19 protein-coding genes are annotated in these 22,987 nt (G+C 54.1%); 14 read left to right on the forward strand and 5 right to left on the reverse strand.

Going from position 1 to position 22,987, the window contains the following annotated elements; translation table 11 throughout:
* Nucleotides 1–42 precede the first annotated feature (42 nt).
* The gene (locus HU770_RS19250; protein ID WP_238347512.1) at nt 43–2,058 is read right to left on the reverse strand and encodes a methyl-accepting chemotaxis protein; all 2,016 of its coding nucleotides are present in this window, start codon (nt 2,056–2,058) and stop codon (nt 43–45) included.
* A 55-nt stretch (nt 2,059–2,113) separates the two neighbouring features.
* Here HU770_RS19250 and HU770_RS19255 point away from each other — a divergent pair, with 55 nt between their 5' ends.
* Genes HU770_RS19255 through HU770_RS19275 form a run of 5 tightly spaced genes read left to right on the forward strand, consistent with a single transcriptional unit; the run spans nt 2,114 to nt 9,213 of the window.
* Nucleotides 2,114–2,599 carry a heme-binding protein gene (locus HU770_RS19255; RefSeq protein WP_186664997.1) on the forward strand — a complete coding sequence of 162 codons (486 nt, stop codon included), beginning with the start codon at nt 2,114–2,116 and terminating at the stop codon, nt 2,597–2,599.
* 28 nt (nt 2,600–2,627) lie between these two features.
* Entirely contained in the window at nt 2,628–4,271 is a 1,644-nt protein-coding gene (locus tag HU770_RS19260; RefSeq protein WP_186664999.1) for a DUF1302 domain-containing protein, read from the forward strand.
* An 18-nt stretch (nt 4,272–4,289) separates the two neighbouring features.
* Nucleotides 4,290–5,639 (forward strand): DUF1329 domain-containing protein, encoded by a 1,350-nt coding sequence (locus tag HU770_RS19265; protein ID WP_186665001.1) that lies wholly within the window; start codon nt 4,290–4,292, stop codon nt 5,637–5,639.
* A gap of 54 nt (nt 5,640–5,693) precedes the next feature.
* Nucleotides 5,694–6,797, forward strand: coding sequence for a YCF48-related protein (locus HU770_RS19270; protein WP_238347513.1), 1,104 nt, complete (start codon nt 5,694–5,696; stop codon nt 6,795–6,797).
* Complete coding sequence (locus HU770_RS19275; protein WP_186665003.1) at nt 6,787–9,213, forward strand: MMPL family transporter; 2,427 nt, start codon at nt 6,787–6,789, stop codon at nt 9,211–9,213. The genes HU770_RS19270 and HU770_RS19275 overlap by 11 nt, the downstream gene beginning before the upstream one ends.
* A gap of 90 nt (nt 9,214–9,303) precedes the next feature.
* Here the strand turns inward: HU770_RS19275 and HU770_RS19280 are convergent, their stop codons facing one another.
* Nucleotides 9,304–9,606 carry a ribbon-helix-helix domain-containing protein gene (locus tag HU770_RS19280; RefSeq protein ID WP_186665005.1) on the reverse strand — a complete coding sequence of 101 codons (303 nt, stop codon included), beginning with the start codon at nt 9,604–9,606 and terminating at the stop codon, nt 9,304–9,306.
* Nucleotides 9,607–9,813: 207 nt separating this feature from the next.
* Here HU770_RS19280 and HU770_RS19285 point away from each other — a divergent pair, with 207 nt between their 5' ends.
* The 5 genes from HU770_RS19285 to HU770_RS19305 all read left to right on the forward strand — a co-directional run bounded on the left by HU770_RS19285 (nt 9,814) and on the right by HU770_RS19305 (nt 13,565).
* Entirely contained in the window at nt 9,814–10,206 is a 393-nt protein-coding gene (locus HU770_RS19285) for a VOC family protein (protein WP_174141473.1), read from the forward strand.
* 119 nt (nt 10,207–10,325) lie between these two features.
* Nucleotides 10,326–10,886: a tat (twin-arginine translocation) pathway signal sequence gene (locus tag HU770_RS19290; RefSeq protein WP_186665007.1), complete on the forward strand. Its 561-nt coding sequence runs from the start codon at nt 10,326–10,328 to the stop codon at nt 10,884–10,886.
* Between the two features lie 10 nt (nt 10,887–10,896).
* Nucleotides 10,897–12,465, forward strand: a complete 1,569-nt coding sequence (locus HU770_RS19295) for a GMC family oxidoreductase (protein ID WP_186665009.1) — start codon at nt 10,897–10,899, stop codon at nt 12,463–12,465.
* Nucleotides 12,462–13,253: a hydroxyacylglutathione hydrolase gene (gloB, locus tag HU770_RS19300; protein WP_186665012.1), complete on the forward strand. Its 792-nt coding sequence runs from the start codon at nt 12,462–12,464 to the stop codon at nt 13,251–13,253. Before HU770_RS19295 ends, gloB begins: the two co-directional genes overlap by 4 nt.
* 21 nt (nt 13,254–13,274) lie before the next feature.
* Nucleotides 13,275–13,565: a c-type cytochrome gene (locus tag HU770_RS19305; RefSeq protein WP_186665014.1), complete on the forward strand. Its 291-nt coding sequence runs from the start codon at nt 13,275–13,277 to the stop codon at nt 13,563–13,565.
* Nucleotides 13,566–13,908: 343 nt separating this feature from the next.
* Here HU770_RS19305 and HU770_RS19310 read toward each other — a convergent pair whose 3' ends face one another.
* The 3 genes from HU770_RS19310 to HU770_RS19320 form a co-directional block, all read right to left on the reverse strand.
* Nucleotides 13,909–15,228 (reverse strand): OprD family porin, encoded by a 1,320-nt coding sequence (locus HU770_RS19310; RefSeq protein WP_186665016.1) that lies wholly within the window; start codon nt 15,226–15,228, stop codon nt 13,909–13,911.
* Between the two features lie 399 nt (nt 15,229–15,627).
* Nucleotides 15,628–16,980 carry an MFS transporter gene (locus HU770_RS19315; RefSeq protein WP_186665018.1) on the reverse strand — a complete coding sequence of 451 codons (1,353 nt, stop codon included), beginning with the start codon at nt 16,978–16,980 and terminating at the stop codon, nt 15,628–15,630.
* A gap of 203 nt (nt 16,981–17,183) precedes the next feature.
* Entirely contained in the window at nt 17,184–18,851 is a 1,668-nt protein-coding gene (locus HU770_RS19320; RefSeq protein WP_186665020.1) for an AMP-binding protein, read from the reverse strand.
* A 615-nt stretch (nt 18,852–19,466) separates the two neighbouring features.
* On the opposite strand from HU770_RS19320, the gene HU770_RS19325 reads away from it, so the two are divergent.
* The 4 genes from HU770_RS19325 (at nt 19,467) to HU770_RS19340 (ending at nt 22,670) form a co-directional block, all read left to right on the forward strand.
* Entirely contained in the window at nt 19,467–19,592 is a 126-nt protein-coding gene (locus tag HU770_RS19325) for a VOC family protein (RefSeq protein ID WP_238347514.1), read from the forward strand.
* A gap of 98 nt (nt 19,593–19,690) precedes the next feature.
* Entirely contained in the window at nt 19,691–20,065 is a 375-nt protein-coding gene (locus HU770_RS19330; RefSeq protein ID WP_238347515.1) for a hydroxyacylglutathione hydrolase C-terminal domain-containing protein, read from the forward strand.
* 640 nt (nt 20,066–20,705) lie between these two features.
* Nucleotides 20,706–21,698: an inositol 2-dehydrogenase gene (gene iolG, locus HU770_RS19335; protein WP_186665022.1), complete on the forward strand. Its 993-nt coding sequence runs from the start codon at nt 20,706–20,708 to the stop codon at nt 21,696–21,698.
* A 9-nt stretch (nt 21,699–21,707) separates the two neighbouring features.
* The gene (locus tag HU770_RS19340; protein ID WP_186665024.1) at nt 21,708–22,670 is read left to right on the forward strand and encodes a Gfo/Idh/MocA family oxidoreductase; all 963 of its coding nucleotides are present in this window, start codon (nt 21,708–21,710) and stop codon (nt 22,668–22,670) included.
* Nucleotides 22,671–22,987 lie beyond the last annotated feature (317 nt).

The raw sequence follows: 22,987 nt of genomic DNA on the forward strand, positions 1-22,987 counted from the left end.
TATATTTTATGCACAAAGTATGATTTGTGCAATTTATCGCGCCTATTTCAGAGTGAAGAATGACAGACCTTCACGCAATTGCCTGGCCAGGTTTTCTAATTCCCGAGAGGCACCGCGTAGGCGATGCGTGCGGTTTTGACTCGCCAGTGCCGATGCCCGAACCTCCAGCATACACAGCCCCACCTCACTAACCATTTCACTCTGAGCCTGCGTAGCACCTGCAATATCGAGGTTCATCTGATGGATGGTCGATACCTCAGTCGTCACGCCTCGCAGTGCCAATCCCGCTCTGAATGAAAAATCGCGAACACGCGCAGACTCTTCGCCAACTCGCTCCACCCGAGAGAGCAAGCTCTTGCTGTCACATTGCAAAGTCTTGATCATTCCGGCGATTTCCGCGGCTGCACTCTGGGTACGTGCAGCCAGGCATCGCACCTCCTCCGCCACGACAGAGAAACCACGCCCCATCTCTCCCGCCCTGGCGGCCTCGATTGCAGCGTTCAAGGCAAGCAAATTGGTCTGCTCCGCAAGCGACTGCACGACCTCGAGCACTCGTCCAATACTCACAGCACGAGCGTCCAACGATCGCATTTCCTGCCCAGTTGCGTGAACGAGTTTGTCTAGCTGGTCGATCTGACCAACTGCTGCCTCGACCTCCTCCCTACCAACCTCGCTGCCTTTGCTGGCCAACCCCGCAGCAGATGACGCATCCCCCGTCAGTCCGACAACACGGGTCAGGCTAACGCCCATCGTTTCCATCGCATTGAATGCACGATTTGTGTCTTGCACCTGATGCTCGGCACTACTAGCAACTTCACGTGTCATCTGATCCAGTTCAGCGCAAACCCTTCCAAGTCCACTAGCGCCCTCCTCAATCCGACTGACGACACCATTCAGGCTTTCGCCCATCTGCCGTATGGCGTGTAAAACGACGGCAAGCTCATCACCGCAATCATCATGGATGGAAGCGTCCAATCTACCGGCGGCAAAATGCTCAACCTGCTCAGCAGTAGCGCGTAGGGAGAGGATGATTCGCCTGCGTATACCCCAGGCTGTTGCAATGCCGAGCACCAACACTAACGCAGCCATCTGAATGAGCTTGGTGTAGGCATTTTGCTTGAGTGCCTGCTGACGGTCGGAAACCTGGCGTCGCATTTCTTCAGACACAGCCAGCATCTGCTCAGCAATACGATCCATCTCCAGTTCAGACTCGAGGTGAGCGAGGTAGCTGGTGTGATACGCCTCAAAAGCAACACGATATCGCTCCAAGGAGCCAAGCGCTAAATCCAATGCGGCTCGCTGTTGTGTAGCTGCTCCACCAGCCAGGGCCTGGGCAGCAGATCGAAGATCACTGAGCAACAGTACCCATTGCTCATAGTCCGCCTCTGTCAATGACTGGCTGTAAGACCATTCAGCGATGCGCAGAGATAGCAGCTTACGCATGAGCGCCGTGGCATTCTCCGCGAGCACCAACGCTGCCAACATCTCGCCACTTTCCTGCATCAAAGCCTCGGTCAAATCCTGCTCGACGGTTTCAAACGCTATGCGCACCTCACCGGCCTCAACCCCCATGGCTTTCTGCGCTTGTTCCAACCGACCACGCGCCGCGACCAAGCGCTCGAACTGCGTCAGATATTGCTTGCTCGCCACTACAAGTGGCTGCTCAAGCTGTTCCAACGTCGCCACCTGCTGAGGAATCTCGCTGATCAAGCGATGCACCTTGTCGACGGCACCTCCAGTGGACTCTAACCGATAGCTCTTCTCCAGGATTCGAATGTCCAAAATCCCTGCATGCACTCTAGCGATGCTCTCCAGCTGATCCTCCCCTTTGAAAACAGCCTGCAGGCTTGAAAATGCAAAGCACGCCAGCAGCACGCTCAAGCCACACAACAGGCCAAAACCCAGTGCTAACAGGGCTCCTATCGAGAATCGCCGGGGTGAGAGAGACACAGATTTCATCTTGTTTTTCTTCCTATGCCGTTCGAGGGATTTGCCATTGAAGAGGAGCTGTCGTTTTTTCCTTGACTTCCTCCCGGTCAGCAACCTATTTTTGTGCATAAAGCATCACATAAAGCAAAATAACAAAAATAATGCACAAAGATAGAGGCTAAAAATGCATAGCCGAAAAATCCTCGATCCCGACGAAATCAGCACGTTGCTCGATGCAGCCATTGCTGAAGCGGCCCGACATGACTGGAAGGTATCTGTTGCGGTTGTCGATGACGGCGGACACTTGTTGGCCTTCCGCAGGTTGGCCGGCGCGAGCGTCTCGTCAGCTCAAATCGCCATTGATAAAACCCGCAGTGCTGCGATTACCCAGCGCCCTACCCGTTTCTTCGCCGAGATGTTGAGCCGCGGGGTGTACGGCACTGCCTCACTGGCCGGAGTTATCCCAATGATTGGCGGACTACCGCTTTTGCAGGGCGATCAATGCCTTGGAGGGATAGCTGCCAGCGGCGTTAAGGCCCAGTTCGATGAACAGATCGCAGTTGCCGGCAGTGAGGCAATTGGCTGTTCAGCGCCCCCAGCACCAGATCTAAGGAGAGCCAATAGCGCTGCCAAGCACAGCATCCGTCTCTACGGATGGAGCCCCCTGTAATAACAACAAGAATGCAGAAGAGGTATCCATGAACACAAAGCAACGCCGCCCTACTACACAGCTTCTTGCCCGCCATGGCGCCAAGGCCAGCACACTCAGCATCGCCCTGGCATTGTGTTCGGCAGAGGTCATGGCTTTCCAGTTCGACACCGGAGTCGAGGGACTTAAAACCAGCTGGGACAACACCATCAAGTACAGCAATGCTTGGCGCCTGAACGAGCGCGCCGACAACGTGATGGCGTCCTCACCGAACCCGAACAAGGATGACGGTGACCGCAACTTCAGCACCGGGCTGATATCCAACCGCTTCGACTTACTCTCCGAGTTGGACATCAAGTACGGCGATGTCGGCGCCCGCCTCAGCGGCGCAGCCTGGTACGACACTGTCTACAACGAGAAGAACGACAACAACTCGCCCGCCACTGCCAACCCGGTGAGCGTTGACTACAACGAATTCACGGACAAGACCCGCGACCTTCATGGCCGGGATGCCGAGATCCTCGATGCCTTCGTATATGGCGCACGGGACATCGGCTCGACTCGCCTCTCGGCACGCCTGGGGCAGTTCAACCAGATTTATGGTGAAAGCCTCTTCTTCGGCGCCAACGGTATCGCCAACGCGCAGAGCACTGTTGACCTCGTTAAGTTGCAATCGGTGCCAGGCTCGCAGTTCAAGGAAATTCTCCTTCCCACCGAGCAGTTCTCCTTCAACTGGCAGCTCACCGACACCGTTAGCGTGGGGGCTTACTATCAGTTCGAATGGAACAAAACGCGTCTTCCTGGTTCAGGGAGCTACTTCAGCGCAGGCGATTTCGTAGGTGAAGGTGCCGAGCGTGTCTTCTTTGCAGGAGGGCCCCTGCTACACGGCCATGACATCGATGCCAAGGACTCTGGCCAGTTCGGTGCCCAGATCCGCTTTGCCCTCGACGATTGGGAGTTCGGCCTTTATGCGGCGCGCTATCACGACAAAACGCCTATCTGGTATTTCCGTCCCACATTCCTGGGCGGTGACGGCACCTTCGTGAATGTCTATCCCGAAGACATCAAGGTGTATGGCGCAAGCTTCAGTACCCTCGTGGGGGAAGCCAACGTCGCGGGTGAAATCTCCATGCGTGTGGACACCCCTCTTGCCCCGAATGGCGGAGTGGTAGTCACCGGTGACATGACCGCAGATAACAACAGCAATCCGCTCTATCCGATCGGCGACTCACTGCATGCTCAACTGTCGATGGTCAACGTATATGGAGGCTCGGCACTATGGGACGGCGCTTCTCTGGTAGGCGAGGTTGCCTTCAATCGTCGCCTCAAGGTGAAGAAGAACGCTCAGAACCTCGATCCGAATACCACTCGCGACGCCTACTCTCTGCGTTTCACCTTTGAGCCTCAGTACTTCCAGGTGATGCCTGGCGTCGATGTACAGCTGCCTATCACCGTTGGCTACACGCCGTACGGTCGCTCCTCGGTCACCCCCCAAGCGTTCTCTCCGGAACACGGCGGAGACATCACGCTCGCCCTTAAAGCCGACTACCAGAAGCAATGGTATGCATCCCTCAGCTACACCAATTTCTTCGGCGATGGCGGCCCCATCATCGGCCCGGACAACAACTACACCTTCGAACAAACCCTGAAGGACAGGGACTTCATTGCTTTCTCGATCCAGCGCACCTTCTGATTTCCGGAGAACAATAAAATGAAAAAACAGGTTCTGTTGATGACCGCTCTTGCGGCAAGCCTTGCGGTCAGCCACGTAATCGCTGCTGTCTCGCCTCAAGAGGCGGAAACGCTGAAAAGCTCGCTTACTCCACTGGGGGCAGAACGAGCGGGCAATGCCGATGGAAGCATCCCTGCCTGGGGCGGCGGCCTCACCAAGGAGATATCAGGCGCGAAATTCGGTGATGTACCAGCCGACCCGTTCCCAGGTGAAAAGCCTGTGCTGCGCATCACTGCAGCCAATTCAGGGCAGTACGCCAACAAACTCAGTGAAGGCACCCAAGCTTTGCTGAAGAAGTATCCGAATAGCTTCTTCCTAGATGTCTACCCGACGCACCGCACTGCCGCAGCCCCACAGTGGGTCTATGACAACACCCAGGCCAACGCCACGCGTTGCCAGCTGACAGAGAACGGCCTTTCGGTGAAAGGCTGCTACGGAGGCATCCCGTTCCCGATTCCGAAATCCGGCAGCGAGCTGATCTGGAACTTCCTCCTGCGTGTCGAGGCCGAGTCCATCGAGATGGGCTACCGCAACACCATCGGCAACGCAGACGGTTCTCGCACGATGGCCAGTCGAGGGGTGGAGAATTGGCAATACCCCTACTACTACAAGGATGGGAATGCTGATAAATGGTCAGGGCAATATGTGCTGCTGCGCTTCCTTACCAATGAACCACCCTTTAAAGCCGGTGAATCACTGGTCACTCATGACAGCATCAACGCCGCAAGCCCACGGGACGCCTGGCAGTATCTGGTCGGCCAGCGCCGCGTTCGGCGTGCACCGACGGTAGGTTACGACACGCCAGACTTCGTGGCATCCGGTGCCAACTATTTTGACGAAGTGCATGGTTTCATCGGTCATCCAGATCGCTACGAGTGGAAGTTGATCGGCAAGAAAGAAATGTACATCCCGTACAACCTCAACAGTTTCCACTCGCTCAAGCCTGAAGAGGTCAACACCAAGGATGTCCTCAACCCAGAGAAAATGCGCTGGGAACTGCACCGCGTATGGGAAGTTGAAGCAACCGTTGCGCCCGGTAAGCGCCATGCTGTACCGAAGCGTCGCTTCTATATCGATGAGGACAGCTGGACGATTGCCTTGGCTGATGGCTATGACGCTCAAGGTAAGCTCTGGCGCGTCAATCAGGCACTGCCTTTCGTGGTGCCATCGATCCCCGCCGTCGTGGTCAAACCGGTCGTGATTTACAACCTGCAAGCGGGCACGTACAGCGTGGTGCAAGGGCTCAATGGGGAGCGTTACTCGGTTGTGCCGCGCAAGGCGGAAAACTTCTTCACCGGTAACGCGGTTGCCTCTGACTCCGCACGCTGAACCAGGCCTTCAGGGCGGGTGTGTCATACCCGCCCTCCTTCGAGGTATCCAACGATGCAACGAATACTAATTGGCAGGCTCGCACTCGCCCTTAGCTTGGGCGTGACGGGTGCCAGCGTGGCAGATGAGGCCGTGCCGACTGAGCCGCTACAACAATCTGCACTGCACAGCGGTTTGGCCCAACACTCGCTGATGCTCGATGTATCACGAGCGGGAAATGCACTGGTAGCTGTCGGCGAGCGTGGCTTTATCCTTCGCTCTGAAGATGACGGCCAGTCCTGGAACCAGGTCGACACACCGGTAAGCGTCACGCTCACTCGTGTTGTTTTCCCGACACCCGATCAAGGTTGGGCCGTTGGTCATGCCGGCGTTGTGCTTCATAGCAGTGACGGTGGTCGGAATTGGAAGCTGCAATTGGATGGTCGCCAAGCGGCCCAGACGGTACTTGAGGCTGCCCAGAAGCGGTTTGAGCAAGAGCCAAATGCACTAAATGAAAAGCGCGTCTCTAGCGCGCGCAGCCTGCTCGAAGATGGCCCAGACAAACCGTTCCTTGGCGTACATTTCCTTGATGCGACACACGGTATTGTGGTGGGCGCCTACGGCTTGGCGTTTTCCACCGATGATGGAGGGAATACCTGGTACACCATCGAAGAACGCTTGGATAACCCTGCCGCCATGCACCTGTATGGCATCCAGCAGATTGATGACAAACTGTTCATTTTTGGCGAACAGGGTCTTCTACTCCGCTCGAATGATCGAGGCACCACGTTTGAGACACTCACCTCTCCAGCCACTGGAACCCTCTTTGGATTAGTCCCAACGAGCCAGCACGGCATGCTTGCTTTTGGCCTACGTGGCAAGAGCTATTTCTCCAATGACGCGGGGGATAGCTGGCAATCTGTGGCTAACCCAAGTCCGATAACCATCACCGCCGGGACGCTACTCAGCGATGGCCGCACGTTACTGCTCGACGAGTCTGGCCGACTGCTGACGAGCAAAGCGCCGCAGCACGGGTTCACCGCATTCACGCTTGAAGAACCTAGCTACCTCACAGGTTTGATTGAAGTAGGTACCGGCAAACTCGTGCTGAGTAGTGCTCGTGGCGTAAAGCGCGTGAACCTAGATGAGCTGAATCGGAGCACCACTCGTGAACAGTAAAGTAACAGCCCAACAGCCCGGTGCGGGAAGCGCGATTGCCCTTTTCGATTCCTGCTCAGGAAGCTTGCCCGAGCGCTTGCTGTTCCGGTACCGCCGGCTCATCATCTTGCTCTGCCTGCTGGTCAGCGCCACTCTTGCCTGGCAAGCGCAACATCTGCGCTTGAGCGCCGCATTCGAGAGCATGATCCCGATCGATCATCCCTATATTCAAAACTACTTCCAGTTCCGGGGGCAGCTCGGCGAAGGCGGCAATACACTACGAGTTGCTGTGAAGAGCAACGATGGCTCTATCTATAACGCCGCTTACCTGGAAACACTGAAACAGCTCAACGACGAGCTATTCCTGCTGACGGGGGTGGATCGTCCCTACATGAAATCCCTGTGGACACCAGCCACTCGATGGATTGGGGTCACTGAAGAGGGGTTCGACGGCGGCCCCGTCATTCCGGAAGACTATGACGGCTCGGCGACAAGTATCGAGCAGGTGCGACAAAACGTTGAGCGCTCTGGTGAAATCGGGAGGCTGGTTGCACCAAACTTGCAATCGAGCGTCATAATCCTCCCACTGCAGGATGCCGCTACTGCAGGTTCCGACAGCACCTTGGACTACCGAGCCCTCTCGAGGCAACTCGACGAGCTACGCGAAAGATACAGCAATGAGCACACCAGCATCGCCATTACCGGCTTTGCCAAAGTGGTGGGCGACCTGATGGATGGTTTGGCACTGATGCAGTTGTTCTTCGCCGGCACACTGATCATTTGTGCCTTGGTGCTCTATTGGTACACCCGCTGCCTGCGCAGCACCTTGCTGGTGCTGCTATGCTCTGTAATCGCCGTCGTATGGTTGCTCGGGCTATTGGCATCACTAGGCTATAACCTTGACCCCTACTCGATTCTGGTGCCATTCCTGATTTTTGCCATTGGCCTGTCCCACGGCGCTCAAAAAATGAACGGAATCATGCAGGACATAGGTCGTGGCGCAGACAAACTCACTGCCGCGCGCCTGACCTTCCGCAGACTGTTCCTGACCGGAGCAATGGCTTTGTTTGCTGATGCGGTGGGTTTTGCCGTGTTGATGATCATCAACATCCCGGTCATTCAGGATCTGGCGGTTACCGCCACCATTGGCGTACTTGTGCTGGTTCTGACAAACCTTGTGCTGCTACCCGTGCTGCTCTCCTACACAGGTGTCAGCAAAACTGCTGCACGCCGCGAAGCTGAGTCGGAACAAAAGGCACACGACCAACAGGAGGTTCGGCATTCACTATGGAGATTTTTGGATCGCTTCACCCGTCGAGGCCGTTGGAGTAATGGCGCACTGATCATCGCAGGTGCGCTGGCGGCATTGGGCTTTGCTGTTAGCCTGCACCTCAAAGTCGGTGATCTTGATCCAGGCGCGCCGGAGCTACGAGCGGAGTCACGCTACAACCAGGACAATGCGTTTATGGTCAGCAACTATGCGGCGAGCAGCGATAAGTACGTCGTCATGGTCAAGACTCCACAGTACTACTGCGCCAACTACGAAACCTTGGTCAAGGTCGATGCGCTTGAGGCCCGACTACAGCAGCTTCCCGGAGTCGTCTCGACATCTTCCCTCGCGGCCCTGAGTAAGCAGGCGGCAGCCGGGATGAACGAAGGCAGTCTTACCTGGTACGACATCCCCCGCAATCAGGGCCTGCTTAACGCAATTATCACGCGTGCCCCACGAGAGCTGTTCAATCAAAACTGTGATCTTCTGACCATCAACGTGTTTCTTGCCGACCACAAAGCCGATACGCTCACCCGCGTCGTTGACACTGTGGAACCATTCGCAGCAGCGAATAACTCCGAGAGCCTACAGTTCATGTCGGCAGCGGGCAACGCGGGGATTGAAGCCGCAACCAACATCGTCGTGAAGAAAGCCAACCTGCAAATGCTAGTAATGGTGTACTTAGCAGTAATCGTCCTCTGCTTCATTACCTTCCGCTCATGGCGTGCGGTAGTTTGCACGGTTCTTCCTCTCATGCTCACGTCTATCCTGTGTGAAGCACTGATGGTTGGTCTGGGGATCGGCCTGAAGGTCGCCACTCTTCCTGTGATCGCATTGGGCGTGGGGATTGGAGTCGACTATTCGCTCTACATTCTCAGTGTGACGCTGGCCAACCTACGGGCGGGTCAGTCCTTGTCCCGAGCCTATTACCTTGCTTTGTTATCCACGGGAAAAGTGGTGATCCTGACAGGTGTCACGCTCGGAATCGCCGTAGCGACCTGGGCATTCTCGCCCATCAAGTTCCAGGCTGATATGGGGATTCTCCTTGCGTTCATGTTCATTTGGAACATGTTGGGGGCTCTTATCCTCACTCCAGCCCTGGCAAGGCTTTTCCTACCAAACCACCACCTCTGTGCTCAGTCAAAGACGGGGCAGACACCGCTTTGATCACCGCCGACCCGTGTCACAGCGGGTCGGCAATCTCAATCCCCCACAACGTATCGCTGACTTGCTCGACGACCGGTACCACCCGCCAAATCAGCCGGCCGCGATTGAGAATGGAATTACGTTATTTACCGTTTGCTTCTGACTGAGATATCGGGTGCAGCTTACCCGCAGGAAGGATGCAAAATTCACTACCTCTCCGCGATAATCCATGACTTCCTCGTACAGCTTTGCGATGAGCTGGTTGGTGCTGACACCATCCGTTTCAGCAATCTCAGTCAGGATGTCCCAGAACTGGTTTTCCAGACGCAAGGTGGTGACTACGCCCCGAATACGCAAGGAGCGCGAGCGCGATTCGTAAAGAATCGGGTCTGCCTTCACATACAGCTCACACATAACGCCTCCGCTGGATCTACCTGGTTAAGTCGCATCGAGGATATAGGCCCAGGCCTGAAGGTACCTCCCCGAAGCAGCACGCGGGTAATAAACCGCTATTACAAGCGCCCATTTTGCTGCCGGGGGGTACGTAATAGCCACTTATTACCCGCCAGATTTTCATGCTGCCATCCTGAGTGCATAACAACACCACAGGAAAGCCTGATCATGCCGAAATTCCTCCATACCATGATCCGCGTAGGTGACCTGGATGCCTCCATGCGTTTCTACGGACAAGCATTCGACCTGCAGGAATCCCATCGCCTCGAGTTCGACGACTTTTCCCTCGTCTACCTGCGCGATCAGCAAAGCGGCACAGAAATAGAACTGACCTGGAACAAGGGCCAGGACGGCTACACCCACGGTAGCGGATATGGCCATGTGGCCTTCGCAGTAGATGACCTCGATCAGCATCACACTCGGTTGAACGAAATGGGACTTTCCCCTGCCCCTATCAAGGAATTCAAGCGCGGTGAAGAGATGCTCGCTCGCTTCTTTTTCATTCAAGACCCTGATGGCTACAAGATCGAAGTGTTGCAGCGCGCCGGCCACTATCAATAGCGCAATCTCAAGCATCTGACGTTCAGATGTAGTCGATCTATACCGTCTGGAAAACGCGCCCCCCTCTCACGCAACACCCGTGATGTCAGGCTCCTAATAAAAACAAAAAGGAGAACCGCATGAACGATCTACAAGCCAGCCGCCGTGGCTTCCTCAAAGGCAGCGGCGGAATTCTTTTGGGCACACTGCTTTTCACATCCGGCCCCATAGCTCTCCTTGCTCCCAGTACAACCTGGGCGCTCGAAATGAAAATGCTAAACAACACTGTGGCCGCGCGACTAATCGTTATGGTACGCCGCATCTATCCTCACGATCAGATGGAAGATGCTGTGTACGCTTTCGCGATCAAGGCGCTGGACGACCGCGCCGTGACTGACCCCTCCATTCTTCCCCTGCTTGAGCAAGGCCTGAGCGAGCTAGACAAATCAGCAGGTGGCGCCTGGCTGAATCTGGATGAGGAACGCCAATTGGCCGCGCTTGAGTCCATCCAGAGCACCCCTTTTTTCACTTTGGTCAGATCAGTGTCGGTCAATGCTCTTTACAGCAACGAACTCGCCTACCAGCACTTTGGCTACGAGGGAGCCTCGTTCCCCAAAGGTGGCTACTTGATGCGCGGCTTCAACGATCTGAAATGGCTGCCTGCAGCCCCTACCGAAGCCAGCCCCCCCGCCTTTTCCTGAGGATCCGCACATGACTACATTCAACTTTGACGACGACTCGGTAGTGGTGATCATCGGTTCTGGCGCGGGTGGCGGGACTCTGGCCAATGAGTTGTGTCAGAAGGGAATCCCGGTCGTTTTACTAGAAGCCGGCCAGCGGCAATCCTCAGCCACCTTCATCAATGACGAATGGCCTTCGTTCGAGCAATTGTCCTGGAGCGATACACGGACGACTTCGGGTTCATGGCAAATCGCCAAGGACTTTCCAAACCTTCCAGCTTGGATCTGCAAGACCGTGGGCGGAACGACTACCCACTGGGCAGGTGCCAGCCTGCGATTCCAAGAACACGAATTTCGAGCGCGCCAAACCTATGGTGACATCAAAGACGCGAACCTGCTCGACTGGCCATTGACGCTCGCAGAGCTAGAACCCTTCTATGCAAGGGCAGAAGACAAGATGGGCGTGACGCGCACCAACGAGATTCCAGGCCTGCCGGGGAACAACAATTTTCAGGTGATGTATAACGGTGCTCGCAAGCTTGGCTACAAGAAATGCAGTACCGGCCACATGGCGATCAACAGCCGCGCCCGCGCAGGACGTGCTCAATGCATGCAACTCGGCTTCTGCTTCCAAGGCTGCAAAATGGGGGCAAAATGGTCAACACTCTACACCGAAATTCCGGCGGCCGAGGCCACTGGCAAGTTTGAGCTTCGCACACAGGCTCACGCGGTGAAAATCGAACATGATGCCAAGGGTCGCGCGACTGGTGTGGTCTACGCAGATGCGCAAGGGCGACTGCAACGCCAAAAAGCGCGCCTTGTTGCAGTAGCAGGTAACGCCATCGAAACTCCTCGCTTGCTGCTCAATTCGAGCAGCACATTGTTCCCTCATGGCCTTGGCAACGGTTCCGGAATGGTCGGCAAACATTACATGCGCCACACCACCGGTTCAGTATTCGCGGAATTCAAAGATCCGGTGCATTTCTACCGGGGCACCATCATGGCCGGGCTTATAGGTGACGAGGTGCACTTCAATCCCGACAGAGGTTTTGTCGGTGGCTACGAAATGGAAACCATCTCGCTTGGCCCCTCCTTCATGGCAGCGTTCTTCAACCCTGGTGCCTGGGGGCGCGACTTCACCCGAGTTATGGACAACTACACGCATCTGGCTGGCATGTGGCTGGTCGGTGAGGACATGCCCCGGGAAAGCAATCGCATCACCCTAAGCGATACCGTCAAAGACCGTTTCGGCATTCCAGTAGCAAACGTGCACTACGACGACCACCCCAACGATATCGCAATGCGAGAGCACGCCTATCGGCAAGGTAGCGCCGTATATGAAGCTGTCGGCGCACTGAAGACTCACCGCGTCCCCCCCTACCCCTCGACTCATAACATGGGCACTTGTCGCATGAGCCACAAGGAAGCCGATGGCGTCTGCAACAAATACGGGCAAAGCCATGAAGTCCCGAATCTGTTCATTTCGGATGGCAGTCAGTTCACCACCAGCGCAGCCGAGAACCCTACTCTGACAATCGTTAGCCTTGCGATTCGTCAGGCTGAGTATATTGCCGATGCTTTGAGGACGCATGTGGCATGACTACTTCCGCCAAGCGCCTCGAGATTTACGCTCTTCCGGCATTTACCGACAACTACATCTGGCTTCTGGCCGATCACTCAAGCCAGGCGTGTGCAGTTGTAGATCCAGGCGATGCCGGGCCCGTTCAAGCTTGGCTGGAAGAACATCCCGGTTGGGCGCTCACCGATGTACTGATCACTCACCATCACAGCGACCATGTGGGTGGTGTGAAGAAACTGAAGTCTGCATTCGATCTTCGCGTCCATGGCCCCGAGAACGAGCCGATCCCTTACAGGAATCGGCCACTCAAGGACAGCGATCTGATCCAGGTATTAGGACGAACCATCAATGTGATCGCAGTGCCTGGCCATACTTCAGGGCACGTGGCCTATCACCTGGTTGATGAGAAAGCGCTGTTCAGCGGCGACACGCTGTTTAGCGCCGGCTGTGGCCGCCTGTTCGAGGGTACGCCTATGCAGATGCTGACGTCGCTCGAATGCCTCGCAGCGCTACCGGAGGAGACGCAGGTATATTGCGCACACGAGTACACCCTCTCCAACCTGCGTTTTGCTTTGGCTGTAGACCCAGACAATCACCAAATCGCCGAGCTCCTGGCTGAAGTCAGCGAAATCCGAGGCCGTGGGCAGTGCACCTTACCTACCCGAATTGGCGTTGAGCGCGTATCTAACCCGTTCTTGCGTGTGCGGGAAGCGGAAATCGTTGAGGCCGTCCAACGCTACGCGGGACTGAAGATCACATCTGCCGAGGAATGCTTTGCAGCCTTGCGCAAGTGGAAAGACAATTTCTGAACAACAAGAAGAAGATCACCTATGAAAAAAACACTGCTGATTACCCTGACAGCCTTCCTTATTGCTACTGCCCAAGCGGCTCAAGAGCCTGAGGTCGTATTCGCAAAATCCTGCGCCATGTGCCACAACGGACAACTCCCAAACGCGCCCAAAAAAGGTGATACCACTGCATGGAAACCCCGCCTTGCTCAAGGGCAAGACGTACTGCTCAAAAATGTGGTGAAAGGATTGAGTGTCATGCCACCACGTGGACTCTGCAGTGACTGCAGCGACGAAGACCTCATGGCAACGATAGGCTGGATGTCTCGCTGAGGACTGAAAGGAGCTGTGCTTTAGAAAGAGTCATTTCTGTAGGCAACTCTGAAGTAGAGCACCCAAAGCATCTACCGAGCATCACTTGGGCAAAGGGTGCCTTCCCCCGCAATGGCCAGCGTTGGTGTTCCGGTGACTTATCGTCCCAAAAGCCTCTACGGGACGAACGCCTCGCCGCTTGAGAAATAACTGATATGCAGCTTCTCCTTGATGGCGTTCTCCATGAAGCGCCTGCACCTCGCTTTTCACGAACCGCTGGATCAATTCCACAGGAGGGAACGAAGCCTTCGACTGGGGATGATGTGGAAAGGGCCGACTAGCAGGTTCGGCCCGTTACACCACTTTAGAAGTTAAAGGTATAACGCATGATCAATCGATTTTCATTAGCGCTATCCGCATAGGTCGATCGGTTCGTAGCGTTACGCCATTGGAACGAAACGCCCTTTGCAGGCCCACTCTGGATGACATAAGAGATGTCAGTGACCCGCTCCCATTCTTTGCCATCCTCCCCGTTTAGACGCAGAGAAGCGGCTTGGCGGCTTGTCAGCAGAGTAGGATCAACATCATCACCTTTCATGTACCTGGTGGTAAACAGCAAGCCAGGCACACCCAAAGCAGCGAAGTCAAAGTCATACCTCGCGAACCAGACGCGCTCGTTGGGGGCAGTGAATGTGCTGACCAGCGATTCGCCGAATAGGTAGCTATCTGTGCCGTTTACAAACGCAAATGGCGTGTCGCCCCAAGCCTTTTGGTAACCGCCGCCGATGGTGTGCCCTTTAATGCTATAGGCGAAATAACTACTCAGCGTTCGGTTGTCCACCTCACCTAATTTTTTGGAGCCGGTTTCGCTAGCATCGAACAGGCGAACATCCGCGATCACATTGCCTTCCGAAACCGGCTGGATAACTTTAATCCCAGCGAAGTAGGATTTGTAGAGGTCTTCAAGCTCGGCGGCGTGCAAGCTGAATGTCATGTCCTTTGCTGGCTTGAAGTCCAATGCCATGTAGTTATAGTGATCAGCCTCAACCGGAGCATAGCCAGTAGCTGTGAGGGATTCGAAATCGGTGGAATTACGCTGCTTCACGGCGTTTACCCTGATAGCCGTTACCGTCAATTTATCGATATCGTTGACGGTCAAAGACCCCCCGCGAAAAACCTGAGGCAGTAGGCGACTATTATTGCTCCAGAGGAGAGGCATTAGAGGATTCACCCCTCCTACCCTCAACTCAGTCTTGCCTACCCTCGCTTTAGCGGTAGCCACAAATTTTCCGTACTCGTCCTCCACATTCCTGCCGGAATCGTAGGCAAGCAGTCCAGACCCCGTTCTGTCAGGGCTAGAGTCAAGCTTAACCCCCAACAAGCCCATGGCATCGATACCGAAACCCACTGGCCCTTCTGTGAAGCCAGACTGCAGGTTCAGAATAAAGCCTTGTGCCCACTCATCGCGCTTGGACTGCGCAGCTCCATCATTGCGAAAATCACGATTGTAATAGAAATTCCGAAGCTCGACATTGCCTTTGAAGTCGTCCACGAACGCGGCAGAAGCATAAGGCGCGACCAACAGTGCAGCAGAACACGCTAACGACTTTTGTAAAAAAATAGACATCACAGGCACCTTGTTTTTGTTGTGTGCTTGAGCATGAGCCGCCCACCAGCGCCTCATGTAGATTCTGCCCTTGGATAGGATCAAACCGCTGCTGACGAATTAACCATTAACCACCAATCCAGTGATTGCATCCCCACTTCCGGCCAACTCTCGAAGCATGAATTTCTGAACCTTGCCAGTTGCAGTTTTTAGAAGCGCTTGGACAATCACTCGACCAGGACACTTAAACCGCGCGAATCGCTCCTGACAGAACTCAATGACTGCACGCTCCGAGGGTTGGACATGGCCCGGCTTTAATTGAACGAGAAACGATAATTCCGCCCATGCAGCTCATGCAATCCTTTGCTTATCGCTTCGACTGCTCCCCAACAGGCTGTAGAGCCGTCTCGTCCGAACCTACCGATGATTGGCACAAGCGATGAGTAAGCATTTTGAACCTGTCTCTCAGATTTACGGTTAGGTCAGATCGTGTGAAGCAGTGGCCTTCTTCCTCACCACAGCGGAGTCCGCGCGAGATTGGTTGATCATGGTCACAGCAACAGCACCTATCAGCCCGGCGAGACCGATTGCCATGAAGTTCTGCTCCAGAGGCAAGGCCATCGATACGAGTGCACCAATCAAAACAGGTGCGACAATCGCCCCGATGCGACCGACGCCCGACGCAAAGCCGACCCCAGTGGAGCGGATGGTGGAGGGATAGAAATCTCCGGCGTATGCATAGGCTAGAAGCTGGGTACCGAGCGTCGAGGCACCCACGATGAACACTACGACGAAGAGCAGTTCAGTAGAGCGCGTATAACCCAGTAGCGTGAGTGCAACCGCGCCCACTACGTAGAACACCACCAAGACGTGCTTGATGCTGAATTTATCGCTGAGCCAGCCACCGAAAATTGCACCGAAGATCGAACCGAGATTGAACACGATAACAAAATTCAGGGCGGAGCCGAGGCTGAAGCCCGCCATGGCCATCAGCTTGGTGAGCCATGAATTGAGCGCGTACACCATGAAAAGCCCGGTCATGAATGCCATCCAAATCATGACGGTGCTGTATCCACGCCCTTCCTGGAAAAGGCTTCGTACAGGCTTCTCTTGGGCAGAGACAATTTGAGGGTTGCCGACGAGTTGAGTATCATCCTTGATCATAAGGTCAGGACGGAGGCGACGGGCAATGACTTTCAACTCGTCATCCCGACCTTGTTTCAACATGAAGCCGATAGAGTCGGGCATGGTCTTCAGTATGAAGGGAATCAAAACTACTGGTAGGGCTGCCACGTAGAACACATATTGCCAGCCGTAGCTTTCGATCAGTTGCTTACCCGTGAGCGCTACCAAAATGCCTCCCACCGAATAGCCCGCGAAAACGATGGTCACCAGGCGGGTGCGAACTTTCAAGGGCGAGAACTCTCCCATCTGCGCCGTGCAGATAGGCAGCACGCCGCCGATCCCCAGGCCGGCGATGAAGCGCATGATACTGAAGGTCAGCGGGTTGTCAGTGAAACCTGCTGCAGCGGTGAATATGCTGAAGAGAGCTACACAGATTGCGATCATCTTTGGCCGACCAATACGGTCTGCCAGAGTGCCCAGGAAAATTGCCCCCAGCATTGTGCCAAACAGTGCTGAGCCAGCCATCACGCCGGCACTGGTTGCGTCAATTTGCATGTCAGCCATGATGGCTGGCAGCGCTGCGCCAACCACCGCCAAGTCGTAACCATCAATTATAAGAATCAACACGCACCAAAAAAGAATCAGCCCATGAAAGCGATTGAACTTTGATTCTCCGGCCAGCGTGTACATATTCAAAGAACTCATACCGTGTCTCCTTCAGTCTTGTTTTTGTCTTTTGAAGTCCACATACGTACTGCGATCGCAGAGCAATCGGATCTGTCCGACCACCTGGATGGAATTCCCAGCGCTGCCTATCGGGACTCTCACAGCTCGCGCAGTAGAGGCTCTCGACATCAGCGGAATTTCGCGAGGCAAAGAACTTAGCAACGTAGGCCCGGCTGCGTTTGCTAGCACGTACTCTTGCAAGTCGAACCAGCAGCAGTCTTGACGAGCGACGCTTGAGCTTTAGCAATCTCTTGGTTACGCAGGATAAAGCGTTGGAGCTTCCCACTCGGTGTTCTCGGCAGGTCGCTAACAAACTCTATTTCTCGTGGATAGGAATGAGCTGCCAAGCGCCTACGAACGTACAGGGAGAGTTCTTCGGTCAGCTCAGGCGAAGCCGTGAATCTCTGATTGAGCACAACGAACGCCTTAACCAGCTCTGTACGCTCCGCATCAGGCTTACCAACAACGGCTGCATCAACCACTGCGGGGTGTTCAATCAAGGCGCTTTCAACGTCAAATGGGCCTACACGATAGCCCGACGTGGTAATCACGTCGTCCGTGCGCCCTACAAAGCTAATACTCCCATCCGCGTTGAGCTCAACACTGTCGCCGCTCAAATAATATTGCCCGATGAAAGAATTAGTCGGCGCCCCGTGATAGCCAGAGAACCAGAACATCGGTGATTGCTTCCGATCAATCGCCAGAATTCCCGGTTGACCAGGTGGTAGCTCATTACCCACGTCATTCACCACCACGATCCGGTAGCCCAGGGAGGCAAACCCGGCTGCGCCTGGATTTACAGGGTGATCTAGTCCGTGATGGTTGCAGAGCACCATGCCCAGTTCGGTCTGACCGTAGTGATCGTGGATGGTCACTCCCAATGTATCGGCGAACCAACGGATCACCTCCGGATTCAATGGCTCGCCGGCGCTGCTCACAATTCGCAATTTCCCCCTAATGGCGCTTGTGAACTCCTCGCCGGCAGCAATTAGCAGTCGAAAGGCGGTAGGTGATCCTGCAAGATTTGTAATGCCGTACTTCCGTATTACCTGGCAGGTGCTCTGCACCGTAAACGGTCCATCGTACAAGGTGATTGAATGGCCAATCGCCAAAGGGCCCGCGATACCAAAGTAGAGGCCATAAGCCCAGCCTGGATCCGCTAAGTTCCAGAATGCATCCTCATGTCTCAGGTCTACTGACTGGCGCATATAGCTTTTAAACGCCACCAAAGCCTTAAGCGGTACCGTCATCCCCTTTGCTGGGCCCGTAGTACCTGAGGTAAACATCATGAGAAACGGGTCGTCCCCAGTCAGCATTTCGGGCTGGCACTCAGGGGGGAACTTTTCCAACTCATCCCAGAAACTCAAGTCACGACCGTTGTTTCCAATGGTGATAATGGAGGGACAGAACTCGACTTCATCTAGCTTCGGGCGGTTTTGCAGGTCCGTCACCACAACGCGTGCAGCGGAGCCTTCCAGGCGATGTTGAATGGCCTTCGGCCCGAAGGCGGTGAAAAGAGGTTGGTAAACCGCGCCAATACGCCATGTGGCCAAGATAGTGATAAGCAACTCAGCCTTTCTTGGTAGCAGTCCCGCGACCCTATCCCCCTTTTTGACACCTTGCGCTCGAAGGGCGTTAGCGAAGCGAGCAGCATTGTATTGCAGGTCTCCAAATGTATAGGTTGCACTGGTACCATCAGAGCCCTCGTAAAATAGGGCAGCTCGGTCATCTTGAGCATGCCGATCACAGCATTCGATACACGCATTGACGGCTGACAAACGTCCAGCTAGCTCAAGGTCAACAACATGCTGATAGCTAAAGCTAGTCAAAGCAGAAAAGTAATCAGGCATCACGAGCGTCCCTCTGAGTTATTTTTAGATGGGAGAAATCGCTGAAACGGGCGGAAAATAATCGCCTTCGAATGACGTGCCCGACAATGGTAAAAGCTCTCAATGTCTGTGACCGGATTTGCCACTTACCACCGAGAAATCAGAAGGCTCACCCACTACAGCTGCAGCAATAGAGCTGTGAGAGGCGGTATCTGTACGTGCGACGTTTCTTGCTATCCGTGAGAAGCTGAGTCGTCGGTGTCATGACCTTGTCCGGATTCAAGGGCAAAGGCTCAAACGTGTGGTGAGCGGCTACTTCAATTACCACGCGATACCGGGGAACCTATACCTCTTGGCGGATTTCGTTTGCCGGTATGCCGTCTTTGGCAGCAAGCCCTTAAGCGTAATGGGCTTCAATGGTCACGGTATGGACGCCTTGGCGATCCCCTACCTCCCGAGATCTAGAAGGCAGATCCTTACTTTGAGGATCGCTTTGCGTCGCATACCCGAGCCAGGAGCGCTATGTGGTAGTTCCGCATGTACGGATCTGTGCGGAGGGCGGCAGATGACTGCCGTTTCTACCGCGACCCAGACTGCCATCCTGACTGCATAACAACAGTCCAGGAAAGCCTGATCATGCCGAAATTCCTCCATACCATGATCCGCGTAGGTGACCTGGATGCCTCCATGCGTTTCTACGGACAAGCGTTCGACCTGCAGGAATCCCATAGCCTTGAGTTCGACGACTTTTCCCTCGTCTAAGGATAGTGATCGGATCCAAGTGTTGGGACGAACCATTAACGTGATCGCCGTGCCTGGCCATACCTCGGGGCATCTGGCCTACCACTTGGTTGATGAGGATGCCCTATTCAGCGCCGGCTGTTGGAGGGACGCCGCTGCAGGTGTTGAAGTCGCTCGAATGCCTTGGAGCGCTGCCAGACCAAACGCGAGTGTACTGCGCACATGAGTACACCCTCCAACCTGCTTTTTTTTTTGCTTTGGCTGTCGACCCAGACAATCATGAAATAGCCGAGCGCTTGGCTGAGGTCTGTGAAATCCGCAATCGCGAACAGTTCACCTTACCTACCCGCATCAGCGTTGAACGGGCTTGTAACCCGTTTCTGCGTGTACGGGAGGCGAACATCGTTGAAGCTGTCCAGCGCCACACGGGACTACCCATCACATCAGCCGAGGCATGCTTCGCTGCGATGCGTAAGTGGAAAGACAATTTCTGAACAACAACAAGAAGATCACCTATGATAGACACAATGTATAGATCAAATACCAGGCCTCGACCAAAAGCTGTTTATGCTTCTCAAAACAAAGTTTCTCTCAGTTGATGGCAGTGCCTACTAAATCGTAGCTTTGGAGAGACGGTTATTGAGGTTCCGCGCATTCCCTACAGCCTACAATTGGGAACTGAGGTCTGGCGTGGTCAGCGCCATCACTGCTTGGCTCTGATATTCTAGAGCTAAGCCGATAGATCTGCTTACCGAATCGATAGACTCTCCTCACGCAGACGACGCAACTGTGCCAAACTGAGACAGCGGCCTGGCCAAGCCTTTAAAAATGACCAGATGATCAGATTTCCTCCCTGCGTGTTACCAAAATCAGTAACGAACCCGAAAAAGTAGGAATGCCAATTAAAATCGGGATGATTTCTGGCCACCATTCACAGCATTCCGCTCGCGCAATCCTCGCAAATCTAGGCGATTCCACTATTTGCAAGGAAGTCCCTGGTGAAGACAAGCATTTCCGCTGATAACCTTTAGCTTTCAGCACTTATAACAAAATACGATTCGCCCATCTAAGCACTCGCTGCCACTCTAACTCCGCCGTCATCAAATCAACAATTTTAAATATAGAGATAGCGATATGCTCAGAGTAGGTATTCTAGGCTGCGGTCGAATCGGAAATGTTCACGCGGCAAGCCTAATGCAGATTCCATCCGCCAAGCTTGTAGCGGTAGCTGACGCCATATCCGCAGCAGCTGACACATGTGCCAGCTGCTTCAATGCTGAAGCCAGGACTATCGAAGGAATCATTCGGGCAGAGGACATAGATGCGGTAGTGATTGCCACGCCCTCTCCGACTCACTTCGACCTTATCCATGCCTTGGCAGACGCAGGGAAGCCGATTTTCTGTGAAAAGCCCATAGACATGTCCTCAGCTCGGGTTCGTCAATGCTTAGCAAAGGTCTCCAGCGCCGGCGTACCGTTTATGACCGCGTTCAATCAACGGTTCGACCCGCATTTTGGTGCGTTGCAGAAACGATTAGCTGCGGGTGAAATCGGGCAACTGGAAACTGTCACAATCACGTCCCGAGACCCTGCTCCACCTCCGGTCGAGTACCTGAAAGGCTCTGGCGGCATCTTCAGGGACATGATGATCCATGATTTTGACTTGGCACGATTCTTACTGAATGAAAACCCTATTCGGGTGTTTGCAACGGGGTCATCGCTGGTAGACCCCGCAGTTAAAGATGTGGGCGACGTTGACACCGCTATAGCGCTTCTTATGACAAAGTCCGGAAAAATATGTCAAATCTCCAACTCACGGCGTGCTAGTTATGGCTATGACCAAAGAATCGAGGCACATGGATCCAAAGGAATGCTGAGAGTTACAAACGTCCATGAAAGCCAAGTTGAAAGTGCGACAAGTTCAGGATTTACGATGCCTGTCGCCAAGCCATTTTTCCTAGAGAGATTTGGCCCTGCGTACCTTGCAGAAATGGAGCACTTTATTCACTGCATTTCCAATGGCACGCCACCTACTCCGAACGCCGCAGATGGGTTGTTTGCTCAAGTGATCGCGGATGCTGCCGCTGAGTCTTTAGCATCCGGCCAACCTGTCGATATCAAGTATTGAGAATAGCATATGAAAATTGGCATTATTGGGCTAGGTAACGTTGCAGAGCTCCATGTAACTGCAATCAATGAAATTGATTCCACCGCCTACGTCGGCGGATGGGGTAGGACTCCGGGCAAAGCAACAGCATTCAAAGAACGATTTGGAGGAGTACTTTATCCGACGCCGGAAGCCTTGCTTGATGATCACAGCATCGATGCGGTTGTGATTTGTACCAACGCAGAGACGCACTTCCACTTCGCCAGAGAGGCTCTATTCGCAAGAAAGCATGTACTGATAGAAAAGCCAATTTGCACGAGCACCGATAAAATCCGAGAACTGGAAATACTTTCGCGCGGTGTCAACCGATTGTGCGTACCGTCTCACAACTATGTTTACGCCGAAACCATGCAGCGTGTTCGCGCGCACATTGACGCCGGGCACCTCGGAGATATCGTAAACTTTTGGGCAATCTATAACAAGCGTCACCCTGCCGACATTGGCGCACCTGATCTAACCATGAGCGAACTTATGGTTCATCACATATATTGTATGCTGTATTTCTTGGGCCGACCGGAACGAGTATTCGCTACAGGCTCTAATGTCCATTTCAAAGATCCGCAAGCCCACGACCAGCTAATGATCATTGCAGAATATCCAAACGGCAACATCGCGAATCTTTGGGGCAGCTTTTCAGCAGATGATTGTAGCCGTGACCCCTGGTCTGTGTACTTCAAAATTATCGGCAAGAATGGTTCATCAGTGGTGCCATGGGATACGACAAAGTTTGGGAGCGCGAGACTTCCGTTCTGGGACGATGGCACATATTGGGATAGCTTTTACCAAATCCAAAAATATTTCATTGAAGAGTGCCTCACTGGAAAGCGTGCACCACTTTCGTCTCTGAGCGACGCTTATGACGCCGCTGTAATCATGGATGCTGCCCGAAAGTCCATTAGTGAAAAAAGGTCTATCGAACTCGATTTCAGCTGAGAATTACACGAAGCACTCCCTAGTGGCCGGCCAACGGAACGTTTGCTGCAGTAGCACTCACACTACTGCAGCTGCCCCATAAATTATCCGCAACCTACACATACGCTTCAATCCATCTCAATATTAGTGCAGCGTGAGCCTTGGTCGGGTCTTACGCTGCAGCAACTCAGAGAATGCCTTCAACAGCATCCTTGTAGCGCCAAACAGTGCTACCTGGTGAAGCCGATAAAGTGACATATATAATATCCTTGCAAAAAGACCTTCGATCACCTTTTTCCGCCCCAACAGTCCCGTCAGTGTTCCTACTGCATTGAAAG

This window comes from Pseudomonas sp. SWRI68, from assembly GCF_014269165.1.
In the GTDB taxonomy this organism is placed as follows: domain Bacteria; phylum Pseudomonadota; class Gammaproteobacteria; order Pseudomonadales; family Pseudomonadaceae; genus Aquipseudomonas; species Aquipseudomonas capeferrum.